We start from the raw sequence: 20,605 nt of genomic DNA on the forward strand, positions 1-20,605 counted from the left end.
TAGCGCTTTCCCAGTAAGTGAGGTATAGAGGCTTGTTTCCTCACTTTTGAAGGGGAAAACAAGCCTCTATGGGAGAAGACAAACTAAAACGGACGCAAATGGGGAAGAGTTTGCAATGATTCAAGGCATTGTTCTAGGGTGACATCTTGCATAAATTCCCAAAACTTTTCTGTGTGGCGCATGTAAGCAACATTAAATCGATCGCTTCCCACATACTCAAATCGAGAGAACTTGTGTTCAGATGAAGATTCTTCACCTGTCAAGGGATTTTTATATTTATAGGTTCCACAAATGTAAAAGTAATTGCGATACCACTTGCCAAAAATATCTACCAAGTACATGATCTTGCCTTCTGGGGATGGCGGATGAATGCAATTAGGTTTGAGATCGTTGTCAATAATTTCTTGGAAACGCTCTTGCACTAATTTTTTCAGAGCTTCGGGTATTTTAGGACTTGGCTCTTTTTTGGGAGAATATACCCATTCATACTTTGATCTTGATTTCGATCTTGCCATTTCTCGAAGTCCTCTCTAAATCTTTGTTTTAAACGCGATGATGATCGTTTTTAAATTTAATTATTTTAGCCGACTACCCGTTCAGAGACTAAATTTAAAATACTTGGATCAACATCATTTTTGATAATGAAATTAACTTCTTCGGTCTTAGTAGCGATCGCGATCGCTACCACATTTTCCCCAAGAGCTTCTGAAGCTCTACCGAGGCTCAGCCTACAGAAAACGCAAAGTAATCTGACTCTAAACGCATCCTTAACTAAGCAGTCTCAAACAAGCCCAGTCTATTCCGTTCCACAGAATGCGCTTCTACTGGAAGCGGTTAAGAATGAGGATCTGGATTTAGCGAAACTGGCTTTATCTCGAAACGCTGACCCTAACACTCTTGATAAAAATGAGGAAGAAGCCTTAAACGGTAGAGCTATTTTACAAATTGCGGCTGAGAACAATAGTCTGGAAATTGCCAAACTATTAATTGCCTATGGGGCAAATGTGAATGGTAATCCCAAATATACCTATGTTGGCGGTACTCCCTTATCTACATCCGCAGCTATGGGGCATCTAGAAATCGTGAAACTGTTAGTTAATAAAGGAGCCAAACTGGAGCTGGCGGCTGATGGCGGATATACGGCTCTTGATGAAGCGATCGCTGAAAATCGGGCTGAGGTGGTGCAATTTTTATTAGAACGTGGCATGAACCCTAACTATTACGTGGAGGGATATACGCCGCTTTATGACGCTGCTAGTCGTGGATATACCAACATCGTCCGTTTGCTGATCAAACATGGTGCGGATGTCAATTTTGGTAATAGCTTTGCGAAACCCTTAGCGATCGCTATCAAAAAAAGCCATCTCGAAATTATTGACATCCTCAAAAAAGCAGGGGCAAGATCCGCAACTCAGTGATGGGGATTAGCATATAATGAGGTTAAATTTTGTAAAAAATTCAACTCAATACATGACCACTACCATTGCGCCCGAAACCGTGACCGTTAAGCACGAGATTAAGGACATCACTCTTGCACCTCTAGGCAAACAACGCATCGAATGGGCTAGCCGCGAAATGCCCGTATTGCGTCAAATTCGCGATCGCTTTGCTGCCGAAAAGCCCCTTGCAGGTATCCGCATCGCTGCTTGCTGCCACGTCACCACCGAAACCGCAAACCTTGCGATCGCCCTCAAAGCGGCTGGCGCAGATGCCGTATTGATCGCCAGCAATCCTCTTTCGACTCAAGATGACGTTGCTGCTTCCTTGGTTTACGATCACGGGATTTCGGTATTTGCAATCAAAGGTGAAGATAACGCTACATACCATCGTCACGTTGAACTTGCCCTTGCCCACCGTCCCCACATCATCGTTGATGATGGTAGCGACGTAACCACCACCTTGGTACTACACCACGCCGATCAAATTCCTGAAATCATCGGTACTACCGAAGAAACCACCACAGGTTTAGTTCGCCTTAATGCGATGTTCAAGGATGGCAAGTTGACCTTCCCTGCGATCGCTGTTAATGACGCAGAAACCAAGCATTTCTTCGATAACCGTTATGGTACTGGTCAATCCACCCTCGATGGGATCATCCGCGCTACCAATATCCTATTGGCAGGTAAAGTGATTGTCGTCGCTGGCTATGGCTGGTGTGGTAAGGGCGTGGCTTTGCGTGCTAAGGGCTTAGGTGCAAACGTAGTTGTTACCGAAATCAACCCTGTTGCCGCGATCGAGGCAGCAATGGATGGTTTCCGCGTATTGCCTATGTCGGAAGCAGCTAAGGTTGGCGATATCTTCATCACCGTTACTGGTAACAAGCATGTTATCCGTCGCGAACATTTTGAAAATATGAAAGATGGTGCGATCGTGGCTAACTCTGGTCACTTCGATCTAGAAATTGACCTCGTTGCGCTTAACGATCTCAGCGAATCTGCAAGCTTCGTGCGTAACTTCACTCAAGAGTACAAGCTGAAGTCTGGCAAGTCGGTCATCGTCATCGGTGAAGGTCGCCTAGTTAACCTTGCGGCTGCCGAAGGACACCCTGCTAGTGTGATGGACATGAGCTTTGCTAATCAAGCTCTTGCTTGCGAATTCCTTGTTAAGAACAAGGGCAAGCTGCCTGCTGGTGTTGTGCCAATTCCTAAGGATATCGACCAAGAGATTGCACGTTTGAAGTTGCAAGCTATGGGTATCACCATTGATACCCTCACTCCTGAGCAAGTTCACTACCTCAATTCTTGGACTGAAGGAACATAATCAAAAAGTCAACGAAAAGGGAGCGCTAAGCGCTCCCTTTTCTGTCACTGCAATACTTCGCTACTTCCTTATATATATATAGTTGTTGCACATCGCGTTTAGAAAACATAATGCTCACCGCTAATGGCGTTAGTTCTGTTTTCTAACACTTTCGGCTGTGAGTTTTTTTGCCTTTTCTTAGTTGCACATCGCGTTGCATCAAGGTTAAGACCTAACTCAAGTTCTAAGACTTCTCGATACAAGAATAAAATCGCACTCAAAGTCTGATTTTGTGTTGATGCAGCCACATTTTCATTAACTGCCAAATGGGTCAAAAAGTCATTGACTTCATCGCCACCCATTTCATGAGGATGTCGCTTGTTATGAAACAAAATAAACCGTCTAATCCACTGCACATAGGTTTCTTCGGTGCGGTAAGAATAGTGCTTCACCCGTACGCGATCTCTAACGCGATCTAACAATTTTCGAGGCGGCGGCTCAGCTTGCATAATGAAGTTATCCAGAAACTAATCTAAATAATATACTATGCTGTCAGGCTAACACGCCATTTGGGTGATTAGGCAGAATTTTTCCGTCTAATATCCTGTATAGGTTAAATAGCCAGAATTTTTCTGCATAACACCCCCTATAGGGTGATTAGACAGAATCTTGACTTTCAGCCTATATTGCTTATAGTGACATTAGACAGAAACTTTCCATCTAATACATAGTTAGGCTAAAATTTCCTAAGCAGTCTGCTCGCTGATCGCGTAGGGCGAGTTAATGCAATGTAAAAGTGTGTTTGAGAAGTTTAGCTTTGCAATAAATTGTAGGCTAAGAGCTTAAACTCTTACTTGGCGATTAGAACGGAACGAAAACCTTTGCGGTGAAAGATTACTAGTGGCGATCTCATTTCTAATTGACTCAGCACGTTCCCGTGATTTAGTCATCGCATTTGCTCCACCATAGGGTTCACGCAAAATCAAATAATTTTGAATAATTAAGGCTTCATTATCTCTAGAACCTTGAGCAATCTGAGCAGCCGTTAAGCCCGATCGCGCGATCTTGTAAGTGCGTTAATACAATGTAACGCACCTCCTTTTTCCTTAGTAAACTATTTTTGGCTAATCTCAAATGCTGATTCGGATCTGTAAAAACACACATCGAATGCAAGAAAGAAGTTCATATGTCCCAATATTAGCGGCGCATATTTATCTTGAGTCCAAGCAAAAGCCAAATCTACAGCAGGAAATTGTTCAACAGTGGCTTTGACAACCAATGCACGAGCTTCAAATCTAGCTAAATTCCCTCCTAATGGTAAAGACAGCCTTTGATTTTCCCAGACTGCACCCAATGCTAAACCCATTTCATACGGCAAGACATTAACACTAGAGCCAGTATCCAACAGACCCGAAACACTCAAAGATTGACTTTGATAAGTTAATGTCAGTGGTAAATATGGAAGAGTGCTTAATGCTCCAAGACTAGGATCTACCTCAGTGAAAGCAAATCTTACTTTACTAGCCATGAGTCAATTCTTGTTTCTCTTTCAATGCTTGAGCTAAAATTGCAGCAGCTTCAAAAGAGTCATGTAAACCTTGTCTAGGAAGATCGTCTTGAATAGACATCGGTACAATACCAGACTCTTTCAGCAACTCGGCTACAAGAAAGTTAAGTAATAAGAGCTTATCGGAGTGAGACAATTGCCTAATCATGGGAACAAATTGAGTAGTTGTCAGCATAGATTTTAAGAAAGCTATAGACCTTGATTTCTTGCACTCAATTCCAGTATAACATCACCTTCTCGCTAACCCGCATCCCCGAAAGCAGTCTAACACTGCGTTGGAGCCGACCTAACCAAAATCGATCTGTAAAAGTCAAAACTTAACTGTGGCAGATCAACTAGACTGTTAGCCTGCTCAAGTAATCGATCATGGTCGGATGGGTGATGTTTGGTTGGATTCGATTGCCACTCCACCAGCGCCTTGTTTAAATTTTTCTCAAAATAAATACAAACCCCTGTCGAAATGCCAGACTCTTGTTCGTCATAGCAGTAGAGAGCAGAGAAAACTTCTGTAATCTAATCAAACCCCTAACGGACAAGTTCTTATGAAATACGCGATTCTGGTTTACGAGACTGAGCAAGATGTTGCTAACCGAGAAATGCAGATGCCTGCATACAACGCTTACTCACAGGCCCTCATTGATGCGGGAGTCATGGTAGGTGGCGCAGCACTTCATCCTAGTCATACAGGCACAACCATCCGTCTGCAAAACGGACAACGAAACGTTCAAGACGGCCCCTATGCTGACACAAAAGAACAACTGGGTGGCTTTTTTCTCATTGATGTTCCAGATCTAGACGTGGCTCTAGATTGGGCAGCTCGTTGTCCTGCTGCAAGTAATTGCGCTGTTGAAGTGCGTCCTTTGCTACCCACAACCCAAGAATAGGAGATTACTTGATGAAACTCTATTATTTTCCACCCTCTCCAAACACCCGCAAAGTTCATGCTGTTGCCATTCATCTGGAACTACCGCTCGAACTGCGATTGGTGGATTTGCAGAAAGGTGAACAACGTACCCCAGAGTTTGTGCAGTTAAATCCAACGGGGCGCACTCCAGTCTTGCAAGATGGCGAGTTTATCCTGTGGGAATCCACTGCGATTATGCAATATTTGGCAAGTCAGGGGTCGAATTCTCTTTGGCCAGAAGTTCCGCAGATTCGGGCGGACATCATGCGCTGGCAAAGTTGGCAACTCGCCCACTGGTATCAGGTCTGTCAACCCTTGCAGTACGAGAACTTCGTCAAGCCTCTCTTGCAATTGGGAGAGCCTGATCTGCAAGTCGTGCAATCGGCAACTGCACGCTTTCATACAGAAGCGATCATCCTGAATCAGCACCTGGCAGAGCGTGAATTCTTAGTCAATGCCACCTTGACATTGGCTGACTTCTCCGTTGCCAGTGATTTAACCTATGCGGTGCCTGGGCGATTCCCCCTAGAAGATTATCCTCATATTCGCACTTGGTATAGTCGAATTGAGCAGTTACCCGCTTGGCAACAGACAGCACCGAGAGGTTAAACACAGATGGATGCACGTCGAGCGGCAGAATTGGCAGCCCGCAATTCCTATGGCAGGTTGGTGGCGTATCTAGCAGCCCAAACACGAGATGTGGCGGCTGCCGAAGATGCCCTCGGCGAGGCTTTCCTGACGGCCTTAAAAACTTGGACGGAGACCGGAGTTCCCAAAAATCCTGAAGCATGGCTGCTGGTCACAGCGAGACACCGATTGATTGACACCGCACGGCGATCGCAAGTTCAGGATAAAATCCTCAATACCTTCAAGTTGAGTGCATTGGAATCGCCAACTGAATTCTCTTTTGATGAGACGAACATTCCCGATGAGCGCCTGAAATTACTGTTCATTTGTGCTCACCCAGCGATTGATCCCACCATTCATACTCCGTTGATGTTACAGACGGTGCTTGGTCTGAACGCAGCACAAATTGCTTCTGCGTTTCTGGTTGCACCTGCCACCATGAGCCAACGCCTAGTCAGGGCAAAGGCAAAGATTCGGAATGCCGGAATCGCGTTTGAAGTGCCAGAAGCGGAAGAATTGCCGACCCGACTGGCGGCTGTGTTAGAAGCGATTTACGCCGCGTATACCAATGCATGGGAAATGATAGACGGCGGTGATCCTCGGCATCAAGGGTTGGCGGAAGAAGCGATTTGGTTAGTCCGTTTGTGTATTCAGTTAATGCCTCAAGAACCGGAAGCACGAGGATTGCTGGCTCTCATGCTGTATTGCGAAGCTCGACGCGATGCTCGTCGCGTCTACGGTGCTTACATCCCCCTATTGCAGCAAGATACGCAGCTTTGGTCAAAGCCAATGATCGATGAAGCAGAACGCGAACTCTTTCAGGCAGCTACTTGTAACCAACTGGGACGATTTCAGCTTGAAGCTGCGATTCAATCGCTCCACGCCCAACGCACCGTCACCCAAGAGGTTAATTGGGAAACACTGGCATTGTTATACGAAGGATTGATTCAGCTTTCACCTACGCTCGGTGCATTCGTAAGTCATGCTGCGGCGATCGCTCAAGCCAAAGGATTAAACCAGGGTTTAGCACGGCTCGATGCATTGCCGACCGAAGCTGTAAAGAACTACCAACCCTATTGGGCACTGAAAGCTGATTTACTGAAGCAACTAGGGTACAAATCTGAAGCTCAGCAAGCTTACTCACGGGCGATCGGCTTAACCGAGGGTCTTGCTATTCGTGAGTTTCTTCTCGATCAGTCTTCTCGATTAGTTGAATAGAATATATAAAGTTCCCGCAGGCTAACAAGCCCAATGCACACCGACCGCACAGAAGTTATCGGTTGATGTTCTGGGTTACCTGCGGCGGGTGATTGGGGGCGTTAGACTAAAATTTCCTAAGCAGTCTGATCGCCGATCGCGTAAGGCGAGTTAATGCAATGTAAAAGTGTGTTTGAGAAGTTTAGCTTTGCAATAAATTGTAGGCTAAGAGCTTAAACTCTTACTTGGCGATTAGAACGGAACGAAAACCTTTGCGGTGAAAGATTACCAGTGGCGATCGCATTTCTAATTGATTCCGCACGTTCTCTCGATTTGGTCATTGCATTTGCCCCACCATAGGTTTCGCGCAAAATCAAATAATTTTGAATAATTAAAGCCTCATTATCGCCAGAACCTTGAGCAATCTGAGCAGCCGTTAACCCCGATCGCGCGATCGCATCAGCAACACAACCAATCACATGACTGGGGCGATTGACATGGTGATCGAGTAACAGAGCAACGGCAAACTCGGAGGTGAGTAACTGCGAAAGCGCAAAGCCCTGCAAAGTCTGGGAGGGTCGAAAATAGAACTGATCGAGTCGGGAAACTGCATGGAGAACTTGGACGGACTGCACTAGCGCATCCATACCTGCGATCGCAAAGCGTAACGCCCAAATCGGTTGACGCATAATGTTTTTATCAGCAGCATTAACAAGTTGCTTGCCATTGAGGGAAAGCCAACCCGTCACGCCATCCATCGATATGGTATCTACCCCAAACTGTCCAAAATAATATTGAAATTCCGTAGGATACCGTCTTTTTAAATTACTCAACAAAGCAGGTAACTCACCTGCTTGCCCTGCGGAGCCTAATGTCCATTGAAAGATACCAAAACTCAAATATTGATTGTCCCAAGTATTAATGGCATCGAGACTTCCTTCATTAGCAGACGTTACCAACATCACATTGATTTCTGAGGGACTCATTTGCAACTGTTGCAGCAACCCAGAGCCATAGATAATGAAATCACGCAGCTTAAAAATGCCGAACCGATATAGTCCCAGATCCTTAGTTTTAGCAAATCGCTCCTGCTGACCAGTATTGAGCAAATTTGCAATCAGATCACTGCCCACCGTCGTGAAGGAAATCGCAATCTTATTGGGTGGATGAACTCCCTGCAAGGTATTTCGCACCATCGCCACTTCAGGATTTTGGGCGATCGGTGGTGTAGCAGGGTTAGGAATCAGTAAGCGCTGACCAATTTGCAAACTTACAGGATTCGTAATGTTATTAATCCTTGCAATCTCGCGCCAATCTCCATTTGCTCCCAAAAATCGCCTAGCTATATTAGAAAGTGTGTCTCCAGCTTGAACAATATATTCCTGCATGGCTGCCTCACTGTATTTTTAACAAAGCGAGCAAGCTCACTCACTCACTCTATTACTATTAGCTTAAAAATTGAACGTCTCAAACTCTACTGGCTTAAAGAGCATATTGCGATCGATCGCTGAAAAAACTTTATGATTCGTTTTCTCTGAATTTACACATTTACAGACCAGCTTAGCAACATCCGCACGGTGAATAATCCCCGATATCGTAGGATCTTCCGTAAGCACAGCATTACCCGTCGCTGGCTCCGATTTTAGCCCTCCTGGACGAATAATCGTGTAGGTCAAGCCACTTGCCACGAGATGCTGCTCCGCCTTTTCCTTTTCCTTGAGAATTGCCCCCAAGGTCGCTAAAACCTGTGGAGCCAGCGCCACTACACTATTGCCGCTACCAATCGAAGAAACGAGAATAAATTTCTGAACTCCCGCCTTCACAGCCAGATCGATCAGATTTTTATTGCCTTCACAATCTGCTCTTTCGCCGCGATCGCTAGGCAGACCACCCATCGTCGTAATCACGATATCGATATCCCCTACTTTCGCGATCGCCGCTTCTAGTTCCGCAGCATTGAGCGCATCACCAAAGACAACCTTTGCCCCTAGAGCTTCTAGCTCCACCGCATAGGTAGGATTGCGTAAAAGGACAGTTAAATTTACCGATGGTGGTTCATTTTCCAGCAAAAGCTTGGCAACTTCTCGCCCAACACCGCGACTCGAACCTGCTAAAAAAATATTCTGCATAATCTTGAGTTTTACTAATCCCAAAACGCTGCGTTGCAGCGCCTTGGAAATTGTTTAGATTTTGTTGCGATCGGTAAAAATTTCATAGCCAGTCTCAGTCACCAAAACCGTATGTTCAAACTGAGCCGAAAGCTGATTGTCCACTGTTACAGCCGTCCACTTATCAGCCAAAATTCTGACTCGCTTAGTTCCCGCATTCAAGATTGGCTCGATCGCTAAGGTCATCCCCGGACGAAAACGCACATTAGGCAATTGATGGGTACGGAAATTAAATACCGATGGCTCTTCATGGAGATTTCGACCAACACCATGTCCTGTAAAGTCTTCAACGATTGCAAAACCATTAGCCTTGACATGATCCTCGATCGCCCCAGCTAAATCGAGCATACAGTTACCGGGTTTGACCTGCTCAATACCCTTATATAGTGCTTCCTCAGCTACACGCATCAACTTAGCAGCCTTTTCGCTAATTGTGCCTACACCCACCGTGATGCAAGAATCGCCATGAAACCCATTTTTAAAAGCACCAGTATCGATCTTGACCAGATCACCTAGCTTAATGACCTTTTTAGCGTTAGGAATACCATGGACGACTTCGTGATTGATACTAGAGCAAATGCTGGCAGGAAAACCACAATATCCTTTAAAACTAGGAACAGCACCCATTTCCCGAATGCGTTTCTCGGCATAAGCATCGAGATCCATCGTCGTCATCCCAGGAGCAATGATTTCGGAAATCTCCTTAAGTACCGTAGCGACAATGCGAGATGATTCACGCATATAGTCCAACTCACGTTGCGACTTGATTTCAATACCTTTAGTTTGCTTAGGGGCAGCTTGCTTAGAAGCTTTTTTGCTTTCTGCGCTCGGTTTTGATCGCAGAGCACTAAGAATATTCATTAATTATTTGAGGATAGTATTTACAACAGCTAATATATTTTTAGCCTATGAGGTAACAGGATTGGTTATTTTTAGGTCAAATCGCACAATTTGACTAGCAAAACTCTCATCACTAAGCCTGCTGCCTAACCAAAATGTTTAAGAACGAGGTTCAACTATGACGCAATCTGGGATGCCTCCCGTACCGCCACCTTCCTCTGGGGGTGGTGTACCACAACAGCCACGTAATCCCGCCGCACCACCACCCGCCCAGCAGCGTGTCGCTCCTCCCAACAATCCTCAAATACCTCCTAATCCCGCAGCTCAGCAGCGTGTTGCTCCCACTGCTCAAGGAGCTGCTGGTCAAGTGCGTGCGGTTCCAAATCCTGCTCAACAGCAGGCTGCACAGCAAGCTCAACTACAACAGGCTCAACTACAAGCAAAACAGGCTCAGGCGGCAGCAGCAGCACGCCAAGCCCAAATGGCAATCCCCACAGATACCCAGATTACAAGCGTTCCCCCACCTCCTAACCCCCGCCCTCCAATTCGTCCAGGTCCACCTCCAAACTTACCAGGGTTAGGTGTGCCAGCGATTTTACAGCGTAGTTCAGGGCAACCCACCCTTGCTCAAATTGTCAAGGATGCCCATGAGCAAGGATGTTCTGACATTCATGCTGGCGTAAATGAACCAGTGCGTTTTCGGAGTCGTGGCTTGATGGTGACACAGGAGCAATATCCCGTTCCCGACAAGCAAACTTTTGATACATGGCTGACCGAAATTATGGATGATAAACAAATCCAGCAATTTCGCGACACCTTAGAATTTGATGGTGCAACCCAGTACGAATTTGCCCGTTGTCGGATTAATATCTTTGATTCGTTACGGGGCCCTGCGATGGTTTTGCGACTGATCCCCCTCAAGATTCTGTCCATCGATCAACTTGGTTTACCTGAAGTATTCCGAGAGCTTTGTTACACCCACAAAGGTTTGATCCTTGTCACAGGTCCTACTGGTTCAGGGAAGTCTACGACCCTAGCGGCAATGGTGGACTTTATCAATACGGAAATGCAGAAGCACTTAATTTCCATCGAAGACCCCATTGAATTTGTCCACCAAAGTAAAAAAGCGCTGATCAAACAACGGGAAGTAGGTATTCATACTCTCAAGTTCGATAATGCACTCAAGGCAGCTTTGCGTGAAGATCCCGATATCATTCTGATTGGGGAAATGCGCGACAAAGAAACTGTGAACACAGCGCTGAAAGCCGCCCAAACTGGTCACTTAGTATTCGGAACACTCCACACGAATAGTGCAGTTAAAACCATTGAGCGGATTCTGAATCTCTATGAACCTGAACAACAGGGACCAATGCGAATTCAGGTGGCGGAATCCTTGGTGGGTGTTATTGCTCAGTCTCTGGTGCGGACTACCGATGGCAAACGTGCAGCAGTTCATGAAATCATGATCAATACTGATGCGGTGCGTGACTATATCAAACGTGGTGAAGTAGACGAGATTGAGGCAATCATTCCTAAATGCACCTATGAGGGAATGGTCAATATGAACCAGTCTCTCTATAAGCTCTATGAGGATGGACGCATTACGGAAGAAACAGCCGTAGAGAACTCGCCGAAGCCCAACGAAATGGCGCAAATGTTGCGTGGTCGTATGTAGCTTTGAAGCAGATAGATCTTGTGCTACCCACGTAACGGATAGCACAAGCAGATGAAGCACTGTGCAAAGCACGGTGCTTCATCGTATGTTTAAGGGTTTTAGGCTAGAATAATGTTTTGTTGGTCAGGTCTGTCAGGCAATGAGCGAGATAAAGAATTCGATTAATTCAGCTAATCAAGTCCAGTTTCTAGACGAATTTGAAGTCGTCGTCGTTGGTGCAGGTCATGCAGGTTGTGAAGCTGCCCTTGCTTCAGCGAGAATGGGATGCAAAACTTTACTCCTCACCCTCAACCTCGATCGCATTGCATGGCAACCCTGTAATCCCGCCGTTGGGGGGCCTGCCAAATCACAACTCGTCCATGAAGTCGATGCCCTCGGTGGTGAAATTGGCAAAATCACCGATCGCACCTATTTACAAAAAAGAATTCTCAATAGTTCGCGGGGACCCGCAGTATGGGCTTTGCGAGCGCAGACCGATAAGCGCGAATATGCCGCCGAAATGAAGCAGGTGGTAGAAAATGAACCAAATCTCTCGGTGCGTGAGGGAACAGTCATTAATGTTTTATTAGATGCGAATCAAGGGATTTATGGCGTTGAAACTCAATTTGGAGTGGGCTATGGCTGTAAAGCGGTCATCTTAACGACAGGTACATTTCTCAATGGCAAGATCTGGGTGGGAAATCGCTCGATGTCAGCAGGTCGGGCAGGAGAATTTGCGGTCACAGGACTTACGGAAACCCTGAATGCCTTGGGCTTTGTCACCGATCGCTTAAAAACGGGAACACCCGCACGAGTCGATCGCCGCAGTGTAGACTATAGCAAAATGGAAGCTCAGCCATCGGATGAAGAACAGAACTGGTTTAGTTTTGATCCTTCGGCATGGGTGGAAAGAGAGCAGATGAACTGCTACTTGACTCGCACCACTGCAGAAACCCATCGCATCATTCGCGAAAATCTACATCTTACGCCTGTATATGGAGGTTTCATCGATGCTAAGGGTCCCCGCTACTGTCCCAGCATCGAGGATAAGATTGTCCGTTTTGCGGATAAAGAGAGCCATCAGATTTTTATCGAACCCGAAGGGAGGACTATTCCTGAGCTGTATATTCAAGGATTCTCCACGGGAATGCCTGAAAATATTCAATTGCAAATGTTGCGGACTCTCCCCGGATTAGAGAATTGCCAGATGCTCCGTGCTGCCTATGCAGTAGAATATGACTATATTCCTGCGACACAATGTTATCCCACTTTGATGACCAAATTGATTGAAGGGCTATTTTGTGCGGGTCAGATTAATGGAACCACGGGTTACGAAGAAGCTGCCGCGCAAGGACTAATTGCAGGGATGAATGCTGCTCTCTATGCGAAAGGGAAAGAGATGGTGGTATTGCCTCGCGCCAGTAGCTATATCGGTACGCTGATCGATGATCTATGTACAAAGGAATTGCGCGAACCCTATCGGATGTTGACGAGCCGTTCTGAATATCGCTTGATTTTGCGATCGGACAATGCCGATCGCCGACTGACACCCATCGGTCGTGAAATCGGACTAGTCGATGATCGCCGTTGGCAAATGTTCTGTGACAAGCAAGAGCGTGTCCATGCGGAAGTGCAACGCCTCAATGAAACTCGCGTCAAGGAAAAGGATGAACTCGGTCAAAGGATTACTGCTGAGACTGGCGAAGTAATTCGTGGGGCAATTACCCTTTCTGACCTCTTGCGTCGTCCTAAGTTTAACTATGCGGAATTAATTCACTATGGCTTAGCCGATGACAATTTGAATCGCTTTGAACGTCTCGCCGCCGAAATTGAAGTAAAGTATGTCGGCTATATCCAACGTCAAGAACATCAGATTGAGGAAGTTGCCAAACATAGCGATCGCAAGTTACCACCAGATATTGATTACAATGCGATCGAGACTCTTTCTAAAGAATCAAGGGAAAAGCTCAGTAAAATTCGCCCCATGACGATTGGACAAGCAAGTCGTATTGGTGGTGTAAACCCTGCGGATGTCAATGCTTTACTTGTTTATCTAGAGATTCAACATCGCCTTGCCAGCAAAACAAAATAGAAGCAAATAGAAAAGACGTGCATAGCGCGTCTTTTCTATTTGAGAAACAATTAAAAATGAGCGGACTGATCGCTCTATTGACTAAATCATCACCAACGATGCGTAAATATATTTCCTTGAGATTTTGTATCAATTTCGGTGCATGTCTGCTACTTGTACTGGGATTAACGGTGATGTTTGGTTGGTATACAGGCTCACATCAATTAATTCAGATTAATACCCGATTTGTACCCATGCAGTTTAATACATCGTTAGGTTTTATTGGTGCTAGTCTTGCGCTCATAGGACTGAATAATCAATACAGGAAAATATCCCTGTATATCGGGATATTGTTGGTATTGCTGGGTGGTTTAACCCTAACCCAACAAATTTTAGGGGTGAATTTCTATATTGATGAATTGTTTATGAAACATTACATCGTCACTGACACTTCACAACCCGGACGTATGGCTCCTAATACTGCTCTGGCATTCCTGCTCAGTGGAATTTCGCTCTTAGTCATGTCAGTCAAAAATATTAACCTCAACCAATATTTGGTTGGGAGTGTATTGGGAGCCTTAACAATGGGCTTAGGTAGTGTTGCTTTTCTGGGATATTTGTCCCATGTGGAAACAGCCTATGGGTGGGGAAAACTAACAAAGATGGCGCTCCATACTTCCGTTGGCTTTATGGCGACTGGGCTGATGCTGATGCTCGAAGCTCGCTATTTAAGTTTGCAGATTAAGCAAAAATTGCCAATTCTATTTTTACCCCTGAGTCTCATTGTTTTAGGTTTTACGATTACGATTTGTCTGTGGCAAGCGCTTTATTCTTCGCAGTTGTATGTGATGACCCGATATGGGATTACCACTTCCAATTTTGTTGCTGAAGGTATTTTGATTTTTGGAGGGATTTTCTCAATTGTAATTGCGATCGCTGTGTGGTTAGCCGCGAGATCCTATGAGCAGTTACAAGCGCTGCGACTTGCCCAAGCAGAAATTTTGGAACTGAATCAACAATTAGAAACACTATCCTATATCGACAGCTTAACCGAAATCCCTAATCGTCGAGCCTTCAATATTGCGATCGACAGGGAATTAGGACGTGCCTATCGCCATAAGCATTCCCTTGCTTTGATTATGTTTGATGTCGATTATTTCAAAAGCTATAACGATCATTATGGGCATCTGGCGGGTGACCATTGTCTTCAAATGGTTGCCCATACGATTAACAACATAGCTAAGCGCAAAACTGATATGGCAGCAAGGTATGGGGGCGAAGAATTTGTACTGTTACTACCCGAAGCCAATTTGACTGATGCCGAAAAACTTGTGGGAATTACTCTCAAGGCGATCGCTGATTTAAAGATTCCTCACGCCTACTCACAGGCTAGTCCCTATGTGACAGTCAGCGCAGGCATTTGTGCTTGTATTCCTCAATATGAAACCACTGTCAATGATCTCATTAAAATAGCCGATCAAGGACTATATGCAGCCAAATCTAGGGGCAGAGCTTGTTTTGTGGCGATCGCCAATTAACCAAAAAAGATGATCCAAATCGGAAGCATCAAAAATAAACCAATGAAGGAGAAGGCGATCGTGCTAATTAGCAAATCACGATCAAGGTTATAGACTTCCGCCAGAATTAATACCGATAGCCCTGTGGGAGTTCCAGACATCAGGGTCAAAATTAAACGCGGATCATGTCTTAAGCCGAAAGCAGTCGAACCTAACCCGATCGCTAAAGGCACGATCGCCACTCGCAAAAAAGCGGCGATCGCCGCAGGTTTGAGGCTCTCCCATTTCTCGATTTTGCCAAGGCGTAAACCGACGAGAGACAAGGCAAAGGCGATCGTCACCCATACACCCATATCTAATCCCGACTCGATCGCTGCGGGTAAACCAATGGGGCGCGTATACCAACCGATCGCAAAAGCCCATAAACTCGGTACTGTGGCTACATCGAGCAACAATTTCCACCAAGGTGGTTTGACCTCGCTCTTCCCAAAGTAGCTGGCAATAAATACGGCAATCCCATAATTTCCCGCTACATTACTGGCAATGCTATATAAAACTGCCCAATCGGCATAGCTAGAACTCGCAAGGGAATTGGTCAGAGTCAAGCCCACAAAACCCGTATTACCAAGCATCGTCGCCAAAATAAAACTGCCCAAACTAGAGCGATCGCTATGTTCCTGCTTGGCAAATTGCCAACCGATGAGGGCGAGTAGCCAACTAAGCACTAAAGCGGCGATCGCCACATAGGGAATGTAGGGTGTATCCGAAAACTGCGTATGTCTAGCAAGGACAAATAGTTGTAATGGGACTCCTATCCAATAAAGACCAACTCCAAGAAATTTGGAAGTATTGATGGGAGCAAATCGGGAAATTAATAAACCAACCCCTGTCCAGAGAATTAGAGGAATATAGGCATTGATCAGATCACCAAAATGGAAGATAGACCAGAAGTCATCAGAATTAGTTAGCAGCATTCAGCATCCATTCGGTAATACCATCAGCAAGGGTTTTGGCAAGTAACTTTTGCTGTTGCGGATCGATAATCCATTCAAACTCATCGGGATTGATCATAAAACCTAATTCTAGAAGTACTGCTGGTGTCACCGTAGAACGAACTAATGCTAAGTTATTCCAGTAAACGCCATATTCACGACGCTGCAACTTTTGGGAAACATAGTTATGGATAAACTTAGCGAAGTCCTGAGACTGTGGATTGTACCAAAAAGCCCCAATTCCTGATGTATTAATCGCATCACCATTATCGGGCAAGGCATTGTAATGCAGGCTGATGGAGACCGTGGGTTCCTCCTGTTCGATTTTGGCAACTCTGGGGGCTAAATCTAGATCAATATCATCGGTACGAGTCATTACTACCTTCGCCCCACGATTTTGTAATTCCTCTTGTAGGAGTTTGGAAACAATCAGGGTGACATCTTTTTCAGGATATCCCGTTGGACCTCGCGAGCCTAAGTCTTCATTACCACCATGTCCTGCATCTAAGAGAATTTTAACACCATTGAGAAGTTGAGGTTCTTTATTTGCAGTAGATAGAACTGGTGGATGTTTGAGAGAAACAATCAGATTTGTGCCTTGATAACGAACCTTATAACCCCATTGTTGTTTGGGCTTGAGGCTAATTGTATAGATGACTTTATCAGGATCAGACTGCAACCATTCCAATTTATTGATGATGGATTCGGGGGCAATGGAAATAGTATCAGTTTGAGACGTGACGTTATACAGAGTCAATGTAAAGGTGCGATCGCCTTGACTAACAGAAATTGGGACGTTGCATTCAAGGGGAATGACGATCTCTGTCCAAATATTCTGCGGATCGTCTTTAGCGATCGCAGCCCTTGTACTAATTCCGCGCACTAGCGATCGCGGCTGTGTATCAGTATCAGATACTTTCACAAAGCGTTCTCTCACCCAAGCACCATAATCAAGCCGCAGCCATTCTCCCTGTTTACCTGTGACTAGAGCTTTAACGCCTTGGGGTAAGGGAGTAAGGCGCGAGAAGTCAGTACTTGCACCAGTTCTGGCATCAGCAGTTGCCGTAATTTCGGCAATCTGGAGTTTTTTCGGCGAGAGAATTTCGACGGAGCCTTGCGCTTTTTGTTTAACAATGCGATCGCCTAGGCGCATTTCATATTCAGGCTGACCAAGTTGGCTAGGCGTTTCAAAGGTAGCGCAGCCACGGAAATAACCTGAAGGAGATTCGGCACTAGCTGCGTTATTCCCTGTTAGTACCGATGAATTCGGGGGTAGTTGAATATTACGGCGGCGAGGTAAGAGAGGAATTTCGCGATCGCCAATTCTAGCGATAACTTGGGCATTAGGTGTGGCGATCGCATCAAAGCAAATTCTTTCATTGGGCTGTCGCGCAATATTGACAGTGGGGAATAGAGAATTTCCGATAAAGCCGATGTCCTTGGGTGGTAAGGTAATTCTTGATTCCCGCACAACCTTCACCGTGATTTCCTTGTTACTATTGCGATCGCCCGTAGGATTGCTGTACTTGAGCTGAAAAATATTTTCACCAATCCGAAGCGGCAAACTTGGGGCGAAATGCCCTGCGTTACTCCGTGATATCACCTTGCCGTTAATACTGACCTGACCATCCTTGGGCGCAGTACCAATAAAAAATAGGCGATCGTCGGTGGTGGTATGTTGTAACGGCGGATAGGTGAGATGTAGTTGTGTGGGTGGGATAAAGTTTTGGGCGCTTGTTGCGGTAGCAATAAAAAAGCTCAACATCCCAATTAGAAAAATTCCTATCTGTCGCCGCATAATTCCTAGTGCTTATCTAAAAATAGAGATCTAACGCATCGCTATTTAATACTATCCCCATAAGTAAGGAGCTAGGCTTAATTATTTGTAGGATGCGTTAGTGCAACGTAACGCATTCATAAGTAAAGAGCTAGGCTTAATTATTTGGAGGATGTATTAGTAAAACGTAACGCATCAATGGCTTAGAGATGATGGTCTACGAGATCGCTAGCCCATCCTACATTTAATTCCAACAACCTACTAGGCAGTCACAATTAAATAGCCCCAGCTAATTTGCCCGCGAAGTGGACGAATCCGCTTCTTAGAGTTCATTAAGCAGATGTACTTAGCAGAATCTACAGCGCAAAACGCTATATTCTGAATTTAGTAAATTTCAAGAAAACTAATTAAACTAATTCAAAAATGAAAATTTTAGTAATGGGTGGCACAAGATTTATTGGTGTGTCACTGGTCAAATTGTTGGTTGATCAAGGACATCAAGTAACCCTCTTTAACCGTGGTAAAAAGCCTTCACCCGTTGCAGGACTCCGCACAATTATTGGCGATCGCACAGATCCTCAACAACTACGAGACAAACTTAGTGGCGAATCCTTCGAGGCAATTTTTGATAACAATGGGCGTGAACTTAGCGATACCAAGCCCCTCGTCGAAATTTTTCGCGATCGCCTCCAGCATTTTGTCTATATGAGTTCGGCGGGTGTCTATCTCGATGGCGACATCCTGCCCTACCACGAAACCGATGCCGTTGATCCCAAGAGTCGTCACAAAGGCAAGCTCGATACAGAAGCATATTTGCAACAAGTCCTTGCTGAATCTGGCTTTCCCTATACTTCCATTCGCCCCACTTACATTTACGGGCCCCGAAACTATAACGATGTAGAAGCTTGGTTCTTTGATCGCATTGTGCGCGATCGCCCAATCCCGATCCCCGGAAATGGCAAATTTATTACCCAACTTGGTCATGTTGCAGATCTTGCTAGCGCAATGGCAGCAGTTCTAGGCAATCAAAAAGCGATCGGCGAAATTTACAATATTTCCGATACGCGCTATGTCACCTTTATCGGACTTGCCAAACAATGTGCGATCGCCGCAGGCAAAGATCCTAGCTCATTGAATTTTGTCTATTACAATCCTAAGGATTTTGACTTTGGCAAAAAGAAAGCATTTCCTTTCCGTCTCCAGCATTTTTTCGCCTCCGTCACCAAGGCAACCCAAGATCTCAACTGGCAGCCCAAATACGATCTCTTATCTGGTTTAAAAACTTCCTTCGAGCAGGATTACCTCCCATCCAATCGCCATCAAGCTGATATCGATTTCTCTACAGATGAACAAATCTTGAAATAGATAAATCGATCATCACTCAATTAATCGGTAGTCCTAGGATATTGGGTCAGGATGGGCAGAGCAAAGCGCTGTCCATCCTGACTCATTTAGCACTAACAATTAATCAACCTTTATAAAGCAAGTAAGTTTTTAAAAGCATCACAAAATGACAGTTGTAAAAACTTACTTGCTTTATGTTATTGAAAAGCAATGTCAGTGTTTATGCTTAGATCAAGAAATAAATATATTTTATGTTTTAAAATCTTATAGACTTTAATTCTAAGCATATATTTTTTGCTTTGTTAATTAAAATCATGAAGATTAAAACCATAGCTTATGATGCAATCGTTTATCTGATAGTTTTGTTGATAGGATGTTTATCGGGTGGGATTCTTCTTGCAGCTTATAATGCTAATCAGTTTATTTGGTTAGGTAATTCTATAGTCACGCTAAGGTTAGCTCAAACAGGAAGTGCTTCGATTAGCTTAGCGATCGCATGGCTATCAATGTGGTTTTGGGCTAGTGTATTCATATGGGCAAAACCATATAAACTAGTGGCAAACGATGGACCAACCGTCGCCCTATGGCTACTTCTATCTTGGACGATTGCCATTAGTGTTGTTTTCCTATTAGGATTCGCGAATCTGCGTATGTATAAATTAGGACTCAATAAAAGGCAATCTACCTATGGATTAATAATTATTGTCTGGGGGGCAATGATTCTTGGATGGTGCATATATCAATGGCTTTAATCCTATTCACTCCAAACTATTTATATGACTAAAATCAAGAGGAATTATAACGACAGAGATGCTAACTACTATATGCATCAAATCCCCGATCAGATTCTAGATAAACTCAATGAGCAAGAAAGAGAAGGTATTAAATCAGTAATTCAATCAGCGATTCCTCGTCCATCACCTAAAATTATTGACTTACGTTTTATTGTTGATCTGATTTTCCTTCGCTACTTTGTGGTGTTGCTAATCGGGCGGGATATGCGGAAACAACAAAGGCAATATCAAGTTAATGGAATTACCAAAGTTGCCAATATTGTTATGGCAGTTGTATTGATTATTGCGATGAGTCTGTTAATTAGTTCAGTAACAATTTTAATTATCTATCTGATCAAGTCTTCATTGGGGATCGATCTATTTCCCGGACATATTACTAATGTCTTATTTCATAAGTAGTCAGTCGCAATTAAA

General features: G+C 44.7%; 19 protein-coding genes and 1 pseudogene. 11 read left to right on the forward strand and 9 right to left on the reverse strand.

All coding sequences use genetic code 11. The annotated features are described in order from the left end of the window. Nucleotides 1-83: 83 nt before the first annotated feature. Nucleotides 84-515, reverse strand: a complete 432-nt coding sequence (locus HC246_RS03075; RefSeq protein WP_169362101.1) for a DUF3024 domain-containing protein — start codon at nucleotides 513-515, stop codon at nucleotides 84-86. A gap of 126 nt (nucleotides 516-641) precedes the next feature. Between HC246_RS03075 and HC246_RS03080 the strand changes: the two genes are divergently transcribed. Both HC246_RS03080 and ahcY read left to right on the forward strand, forming a co-directional pair. Further along, nucleotides 642-1,418, forward strand: a complete 777-nt coding sequence (locus tag HC246_RS03080; RefSeq protein ID WP_169362102.1) for an ankyrin repeat domain-containing protein — start codon at nucleotides 642-644, stop codon at nucleotides 1,416-1,418. A gap of 52 nt (nucleotides 1,419-1,470) precedes the next feature. Then, a complete protein-coding gene (gene ahcY, locus HC246_RS03085) occupies nucleotides 1,471-2,760 on the forward strand; it encodes an adenosylhomocysteinase (protein ID WP_211167620.1) in 1,290 nt (429 codons plus the stop codon). A 173-nt stretch (nucleotides 2,761-2,933) separates the two neighbouring features. On the opposite strand, the pseudogene HC246_RS03090 reads toward ahcY, so the two are convergent. The 3 genes and pseudogenes from HC246_RS03090 to HC246_RS03100 form a co-directional block, all read right to left on the reverse strand. Continuing rightward, nucleotides 2,934-3,248: pseudogene (locus tag HC246_RS03090) on the reverse strand (phage integrase N-terminal SAM-like domain-containing protein); the annotation flags it as partial. Nucleotides 3,249-3,853: 605 nt separating this feature from the next. After that, entirely contained in the window at nucleotides 3,854-4,267 is a 414-nt protein-coding gene (locus HC246_RS03095) for a hypothetical protein (RefSeq protein ID WP_169362103.1), read from the reverse strand. Then, entirely contained in the window at nucleotides 4,260-4,481 is a 222-nt protein-coding gene (locus HC246_RS03100) for a hypothetical protein (protein ID WP_169362104.1), read from the reverse strand. The genes HC246_RS03095 and HC246_RS03100 overlap by 8 nt, the downstream gene beginning before the upstream one ends. Before the next feature lie 367 nt (nucleotides 4,482-4,848). Here HC246_RS03100 and HC246_RS03105 point away from each other — a divergent pair, with 367 nt between their 5' ends. Genes HC246_RS03105 through HC246_RS03115 form a run of 3 tightly spaced genes read left to right on the forward strand, consistent with a single transcriptional unit; the run spans nucleotide 4,849 to nucleotide 7,055 of the window. Then, on the forward strand, nucleotides 4,849-5,190 hold the full coding sequence (locus HC246_RS03105; protein ID WP_169362105.1) for a YciI family protein: 342 nt from the start codon (nucleotides 4,849-4,851) through the stop codon (nucleotides 5,188-5,190). An 11-nt stretch (nucleotides 5,191-5,201) separates the two neighbouring features. Further along, a complete protein-coding gene (locus HC246_RS03110) occupies nucleotides 5,202-5,819 on the forward strand; it encodes a glutathione S-transferase family protein (protein WP_169362106.1) in 618 nt (205 codons plus the stop codon). A 6-nt stretch (nucleotides 5,820-5,825) separates the two neighbouring features. Continuing rightward, nucleotides 5,826-7,055, forward strand: coding sequence for an RNA polymerase sigma factor (locus tag HC246_RS03115; protein WP_169362107.1), 1,230 nt, complete (start codon nucleotides 5,826-5,828; stop codon nucleotides 7,053-7,055). Between the two features lie 212 nt (nucleotides 7,056-7,267). Here HC246_RS03115 and HC246_RS03120 read toward each other — a convergent pair whose 3' ends face one another. The 3 genes from HC246_RS03120 to map all read right to left on the reverse strand — a co-directional run bounded on the left by HC246_RS03120 (nucleotide 7,268) and on the right by map (nucleotide 10,063). Then, on the reverse strand, nucleotides 7,268-8,422 hold the full coding sequence (locus HC246_RS03120; protein ID WP_169362108.1) for a LysM peptidoglycan-binding domain-containing protein: 1,155 nt from the start codon (nucleotides 8,420-8,422) through the stop codon (nucleotides 7,268-7,270). A gap of 63 nt (nucleotides 8,423-8,485) precedes the next feature. After that, the gene (locus HC246_RS03125) at nucleotides 8,486-9,163 is read right to left on the reverse strand and encodes an SDR family oxidoreductase (protein ID WP_169362109.1); all 678 of its coding nucleotides are present in this window, start codon (nucleotides 9,161-9,163) and stop codon (nucleotides 8,486-8,488) included. 54 nt (nucleotides 9,164-9,217) lie between these two features. Next, nucleotides 9,218-10,063: a type I methionyl aminopeptidase gene (gene map / locus HC246_RS03130; protein ID WP_126386235.1), complete on the reverse strand. Its 846-nt coding sequence runs from the start codon at nucleotides 10,061-10,063 to the stop codon at nucleotides 9,218-9,220. A 157-nt stretch (nucleotides 10,064-10,220) separates the two neighbouring features. Between map and HC246_RS03135 the strand changes: the two genes are divergently transcribed. From HC246_RS03135 to HC246_RS03145, 3 genes are all read left to right on the forward strand, one after another. Then, nucleotides 10,221-11,717, forward strand: coding sequence for a type IV pilus twitching motility protein PilT (locus HC246_RS03135; protein WP_169362110.1), 1,497 nt, complete (start codon nucleotides 10,221-10,223; stop codon nucleotides 11,715-11,717). 139 nt (nucleotides 11,718-11,856) lie between these two features. Continuing rightward, the gene (gene mnmG, locus HC246_RS03140) at nucleotides 11,857-13,788 is read left to right on the forward strand and encodes a tRNA uridine-5-carboxymethylaminomethyl(34) synthesis enzyme MnmG (RefSeq protein WP_169362111.1); all 1,932 of its coding nucleotides are present in this window, start codon (nucleotides 11,857-11,859) and stop codon (nucleotides 13,786-13,788) included. 56 nt (nucleotides 13,789-13,844) lie between these two features. Further along, nucleotides 13,845-15,305: a GGDEF domain-containing protein gene (locus HC246_RS03145; protein WP_169362112.1), complete on the forward strand. Its 1,461-nt coding sequence runs from the start codon at nucleotides 13,845-13,847 to the stop codon at nucleotides 15,303-15,305. Here the strand turns inward: HC246_RS03145 and HC246_RS03150 are convergent. Both HC246_RS03150 and HC246_RS03155 read right to left on the reverse strand, forming a co-directional pair. Next, nucleotides 15,302-16,258 (reverse strand): AEC family transporter, encoded by a 957-nt coding sequence (locus tag HC246_RS03150; RefSeq protein ID WP_169362113.1) that lies wholly within the window; start codon nucleotides 16,256-16,258, stop codon nucleotides 15,302-15,304. The genes HC246_RS03145 and HC246_RS03150 overlap by 4 nt on opposite strands. Beyond that, nucleotides 16,245-18,074 (reverse strand): N-acetylmuramoyl-L-alanine amidase, encoded by a 1,830-nt coding sequence (locus HC246_RS03155; protein ID WP_169362114.1) that lies wholly within the window; start codon nucleotides 18,072-18,074, stop codon nucleotides 16,245-16,247. The genes HC246_RS03150 and HC246_RS03155 overlap by 14 nt, the downstream gene beginning before the upstream one ends. A 402-nt stretch (nucleotides 18,075-18,476) precedes the next feature. On the opposite strand from HC246_RS03155, the gene HC246_RS03160 reads away from it, so the two are divergent. From HC246_RS03160 to HC246_RS03170, 3 genes are all read left to right on the forward strand, one after another. Beyond that, nucleotides 18,477-19,418 (forward strand): NAD-dependent epimerase/dehydratase family protein, encoded by a 942-nt coding sequence (locus tag HC246_RS03160; protein ID WP_169362115.1) that lies wholly within the window; start codon nucleotides 18,477-18,479, stop codon nucleotides 19,416-19,418. Between the two features lie 293 nt (nucleotides 19,419-19,711). Next, nucleotides 19,712-20,149, forward strand: a complete 438-nt coding sequence (locus HC246_RS03165) for a hypothetical protein (RefSeq protein ID WP_169362116.1) — start codon at nucleotides 19,712-19,714, stop codon at nucleotides 20,147-20,149. A gap of 24 nt (nucleotides 20,150-20,173) precedes the next feature. Then, the gene (locus HC246_RS03170) at nucleotides 20,174-20,590 is read left to right on the forward strand and encodes a hypothetical protein (RefSeq protein WP_169362117.1); all 417 of its coding nucleotides are present in this window, start codon (nucleotides 20,174-20,176) and stop codon (nucleotides 20,588-20,590) included. The last annotated feature ends 15 nt before the right edge of the window (nucleotides 20,591-20,605 follow it).

The organism is Pseudanabaena yagii GIHE-NHR1 (genome assembly GCF_012863495.1).
GTDB lineage: Bacteria > Cyanobacteriota > Cyanobacteriia > Pseudanabaenales > Pseudanabaenaceae > Pseudanabaena > Pseudanabaena yagii.